General features: G+C 70.9%; 1 protein-coding gene. It reads right to left on the reverse strand.

Going from position 1 to position 5,610, the window contains the following annotated elements:
* On the reverse strand, positions 1 to 5,610 hold a 5,610-nt coding region (locus D7V88_RS38450; protein ID WP_147449056.1), incomplete at both ends, for a non-ribosomal peptide synthetase.

Below are 5,610 nucleotides of genomic sequence, written 5' to 3' on the forward strand. Positions count from 1 at the left end.
GGACGCGGAGCTGCGACGCCAGCCTCGCGGCGGTGGTGGGGGTGAAGAGGTCCAGGCTGTATTCGAGCGTCCCTTCCAGTCCGCCTTCGCGCGCCATCATCGACAGGCTCACGTCGAAGCGGGAGGTGTCCGGCGCGGTGGGCAGCAGCTCCACGCGCACGCCGGGCAGTGAGGGCGGGGGCACGGGCGCGTTGTGCAGCGCGAACATCACCTGGAACAGCGAGCCCCTGTCCGTGCCGCGCTCCACTCCCAGGGCGTCCACGAGCCGCTCGAAAGGCACGTCCTGGTGCGCATACGCAGCAAGCGACGACTCGCGCACTCGGTCCAGGAGTTCCGTGAAGCGGGGGTCGCCTTCCAGTCGGGCACGCAGCACCAGCGTGTTGAGGAAGACGCCGATGAGCGGCTCCAGCTCCGGCCGGGTACGGTGGGCCACGGGGCTGCCGACGGCGAAGTCGTCCTGCCCCGAGTAGCGCGCCAGCAGCGTTTCGTACCCGGCCAGCAGCACCATGAAGAGCGTGGCGTTGCGCTCCCGCGCCACCTGCTCCAACGCGCGCACCAGAGACGCCGGCAGCGTGAAGACGTGGCTTGCGCCCCGCAGGGTCCGCGTCGCGGGCAGGCCGTGCTCGGAGGGCAGCGTCAGCGCGGGCAAGTCCTTCAGCGACTCGCGCAGGGCGTCGAGGTGCGCCTGCACGCCTTCGGAGTTCCCCTCCTGGCGCTGCCACACGGCGAAGTCGGCGGCCTGCACTCCCAGCGTCGGCAGTGGAGACGGACGGCCTTCGGCGAACGCCGCGTAGAGGCTGCCCACCTCATGCACCAGCACGCCCATGGACCAACCGTCGGAGACGATGTGGTGCATGTTCAAGAGCAGCACATGCTCCCCGGCGGAGAGCTTCAGCAGGCGCGTGCGCAAGAGCGGGCCGGTGCTCAAATCGAAGGGCAGGGCCGCTTCGTCGCGCATGCGGCGGCGCAGGGTGTCCTCGCGTGCGGCGCCTTCCGGAAGCACCTCCACCGGCAGCGGCCACTCGGCGGGCGCGGCGTGGATGCGCTGGAGTGGCTGGCCCTCGTGCTCCACGAACGTGGTGCGCAGCGGTTCGTGCCGGAGGACGATTTCCGCGAAGGTGCGGCGCAGCACCTCCACGTCCAGGGCGCCGGTTAGCCTCAGGGCCAGGGGGATGTTGTAGAGCGCCTGTCCTGGCTCCAACTGCTCCAGGAACCACATGCGCTGCTGCGCGAACGACAGCGGCAGGTCGCCCTCGCGAGGCACCGTGGGAATCGGAGGAGTGACGGTGCGCGACGGCAGTGCCTGGATGCGCTCCGAGAGCTGCACCAGCGTGGGCGCTTCGAACAGCGTGCGCAGGGGCAGCTCCACGCCGAACCGCGCAGCCACCCGCGTGACGAGCTGCGTGGCCAGCAGTGAGTGGCCCCCCAAATCGAAGAAGTCGTCGTGCGCGCCCACGCGCTCCACGCGCAGCACTTCACGGAAGAGCGCCGCCAGTTGCTCCTGAAGCGGCGTCAGGGGCGCGTCGTCCTCGCGGGAGGACATGGCGACAGTGGGCGCGGGCAGCTCGCGACGGTCCACCTTGCCGTTGGTGGTGAGGGGCAGGGCCTCCAGGCCGACGAAGGCGGCGGGCACCATGTACTCGGGCAGCCGCGCGCGCAGATGCTCGCGCAGGACGCTGGCCTCCACCGTGGCGGGGACGACGTACGCCACGAGCCGCTGCTCGCCGGGCACGTCCTCGCGAACGATGACCACGGTCTCTCGCACGTCGGGGTGCGTGCTGAGCGAGGATTCGATTTCACCCAGCTCGATGCGGAAGCCCCGCAGCTTCACCTGGTGGTCGATGCGGCCCAGGTACTCCAGTTCGCCAGAGGGCAGGCGCCGCGCCAGGTCTCCCGCGCGGTAGAGCTTGCGCCCCGGCACGGGGCCGAAGCGGTCGTCCACGAAGCGCGCCGCGGTGAGCTCCGGCCGGCGCAGGTAGCCCCGGGCCACGCCCGCGCCGCCCACGTGGATTTCGCCGGGCACCCCGAGGGGCACCGGCTGTCCCGCCGCGTCCAACAGGTACAACTGGAGGTCGGCAATAGGCTGACCGATGACGCTGGAGCCCGGACGCTCCAGGTCCGCGAGCCCCACCGGCCGCCACGTGACATGCACCGTGGTCTCGGTGATGCCGTACATGTTCACGAGCTGCGGCCGGGCGTCACCGTGACGCTCGAACCAGGGACGCAGCGACGCGAGGTCCAGCGCTTCACCGCCGAAGATGACGTAGCGCAGCGCCGCCAGGGCCGGGGCCTCGCCCTGGGACGCGGCCTGCTGTTCGGCATGGAGGAGCTGGCGGAAGGCGGTGGGCGTCTGGTTGAGGACGGAGACACCTTCGTCGGCCAGCAGGCGCAGGAAGGCCTGCGGCGAGCGGCTGACGAAGTACGGCACCACCACCAGCCGGCCGCCGTACAGCAGCGCGCCCCACAGCTCCCAGACGGAGAAGTCGAACGCGTACGAGTGGAACAGCGTCCACACGTCTGCAGGCCCGAAGTGGAACTTCGCGTCCGTCGCGCTGAACAACCGAGTGACTTGGTCGTGCTGCACCATCACGCCCTTCGGACGCCCGGTGGAGCCCGAGGTGTAGATGACGTACGCGAGGTCGCTTGGCGCGCTCCGGTATGACGGCCGTTCGGACGAAGCGCCGGAAGCCATCGCCGCCTCGAAGGTGAGCACGGAGGTGCCATCCACCGACGGCACGCAGTCCTCCAGCGACGCCTGGGTGAGGACGAGCGGTGAGCGCGCATCCTCCAGCAGGAACGCCAGGTGCTCGCGCGGGTGCGCGGAGTCCAGGGGCAGGTACGCGCCTCCGGCCTTGAGGATGCCGAGCAGCGTCACCACCAACTCCACTCCGCGCTCCAGGCACACGCCCACGAGCACTTCCGGGCCCACACCGCGCGCCTGGAGGACGTGGGCCAGTTGGTTCGCTCGTGCGTCCAACTCGCGGTACGTCAACTGGCGCAGCTCGAAGGTGACGGCGATGGCGTCCGGGGTGCGCTCCACCTGCGCTTCGAAGCGCTCCACCAGCGTGCTGGTGGGGAACGGCTCGACGGGTGGGTTCCATCCGTGGAGGGCCTGGTGGCGCTCGGCCTCCGTCATCACGGGCAGCTCGGAGAGCTTCGTCTCCGGAGCGGCCACCATGCCGCCGACGACGACTTCCAGGTGGGAGAGGAGCCGGTCGATGGTCTCCGGCTCGAAGAGGTCCGTGGCGTACTTGCAGCCGATGAGCAGACCGTCAGGGCCAGGTGCGGCCTCGAAAGTCATGTCGAGTTCGGTGGTGCGGTTGTCCAGCAACCCCACGTCCAACGTCAGCCCACCGCCCACCGGCTGGGCACGCGGAATGGCGTAGTCGTCCAGGACGAAGGCGACGTTGTACAGCTCGCGCCGCTGCGAGCCGGGCTGCGCGACGGCGAGCACGTGGTCATACGGCACGTACCCATGGGCCAGCGCGTCCAGCGTCGTCTGCTTCACGCTGGCGAGGAGCCCCGTCACGGTGGTGTCGGCAGGCAGGCGCAGGCGCAGCGGGAGGAAGTTGGTGCAGTCCCCGACGAGGGAGCGCGTGCCCGGCACATCGCGTCCGGACGTCGCGGAGCCGAGGATGAAGTCCGTCTGGCCACTCCAGCGGTGCAGCACGGCGCCCAGCGCGGCCACCAGCATCATGAAGGGCGTGGCGCCTTCACGACGGCCCAGCGCGTTGAGCTTCGCCATCAGCGGCGCGGGCAGCACGCGCAGCCGGCGGGCGCCGTGGGAGGACAGTCGCTGGGGCCTCAGCTTGTCGGTGGTGATGGACAGCAAGGAAGGCGCGCCGGAGAGCGTCTGCTTCCACCACGCGAGTTCCGGGGCCAGGGCCTGGGCCGTCAGGTGCGCCTGCTGCCACGCCGCGAAGTCGCCGTACTGGAGCGCGGGCTCGGGCAGGGGCGAGGGGCGCTGGGTGGCGAAGGCGCCGTAGAGCGCGGCCAGCTCGCGCGAGAGCACTGCCACGGACCAACCGTCGGCAATCAGGTGGTGCACGAAGACGAGCAGCACATGCTCATCGGGGGCGAAGCGCAGCAGCACGAAGCGCAACAGCGGCCCGGTGAACATGTCCATCGGGCTCTGGGCGTCGCGCACCGCCCACGCATCCAGAAAGGCTTCGCGTGCCCCGGAGTCCGGGCTGATGACGTCCTCCACCGTCAGCGCCACCGGCGAAGGAGCATGGACCTGCTGGAACAGCACGCCATCCCGGGCGACGAAGGTCGTGCGCAGCGCTTCGTGGCGGCGGACCAGTTCTGTCAGCGAGCGCGATAGCGCCTCCGGGACCAGGGGGCCCCGGAGCGAGAGCGACACGGGCACGTGGTAGGCCGTGGACTCCGGTGCGAGCTGCTGGAGGAACCACAGCCGCTGCTGGGAGAACGAGGCTGGCGCCATCCCCGAAGGAGCCGAGCGCCGCTGCACGGGGGGAAGCGCCGCCAGTCCCGTGGCGGTGCGGCCCTGGGCCAGCGAAGCCGCGAGCCCCTGGAGGGTCACGTCCTGCAACAGGGTGGCCGCGGAGACGCGCATGCCCAGCCGCTTCTCGATGCGAGCCTGAAGGTCCGCCGCCGCGAGCGAGTCCATGCCCAACTGCGTGAGAGGAACATCCGCCCCCTGAAGGCCCGCCTCCGCACCAAGCACGGCGGTCAGCTCCTCGCGAAGGATGCGCTCCAGTTCCTCCACGGAGCGGGTAGGGGAGGCCGCAACCCGTGACGCGTCCGGCAGTGCGCCCGTGGAGGGCGTCGCATCAGCCGAGACCGTGGCTTCCGGTCCACCCTTCGCGCTGGACGGATTCACCGTCGCGTCAGCCGAGGCCGTGGCTTCCGGTCCGTTCTTTGCCGCGCCGGACGGATTCACCATCGCACCCGCCGAAGCCGTGGCCTCCGAGCCGTCCTTCGCGCTGAACGGATTCACCGGCGCGTCAGACGAGGCCGTGGCCTCTGCCGCCGAGACACCCGCCGTTGCACCGAACTGCTCCGCCGCCTTCTCCTCGGACACAGGAACCACCGGAGCCCGCACCAACGGCTCCGCACCCGGCGCCTCACTGCGCCACAGCACGGACAGCTCCCCGGACACGAGCGCGGCCCGGCACGCGAAGCGCTGAATCTTCCCGCTCGACGTCTTGGGCACCGCCCCCGGAGCCAGCAGCGCCACCGTGTGCGTCTGCACCTCCAACTCCCGCGCCAGCGCCTGCCGCAGCCCGTTCGCCACCGCCGCCAGCACCGTCGCGTCCGCGTCGGCCAAATCCCGGCCCACCTCCGCCACCACCGCCAGCGCCTCGCCAGACGTCGTCTCCACGGAGAACGCCGCCACGCTTCCCGCGCGCACGCGTGAGTCCGCGCGCTCCATGACTCCTTCCACGTCCTGCGGGTACAGGTTGCGCCCGCGCAGGATGATGAGGTCCTTGCGCCGCCCCGTGACGAGCAACTGCCCGTCCTCCGTCAGTACGCCCAAATCCCCCGTGCGCAGGTACTCCGGCCCCGCCACCACTCCGGCCGGACGCGCATGGAAGGTGGCCTCGCTCAACTCCGGCTTGCGCCAGTACCCCTGGGCCACGCTCGCGC

The organism is Corallococcus terminator, from assembly GCF_003611635.1.
Classification (GTDB): domain Bacteria; phylum Myxococcota; class Myxococcia; order Myxococcales; family Myxococcaceae; genus Corallococcus; species Corallococcus terminator.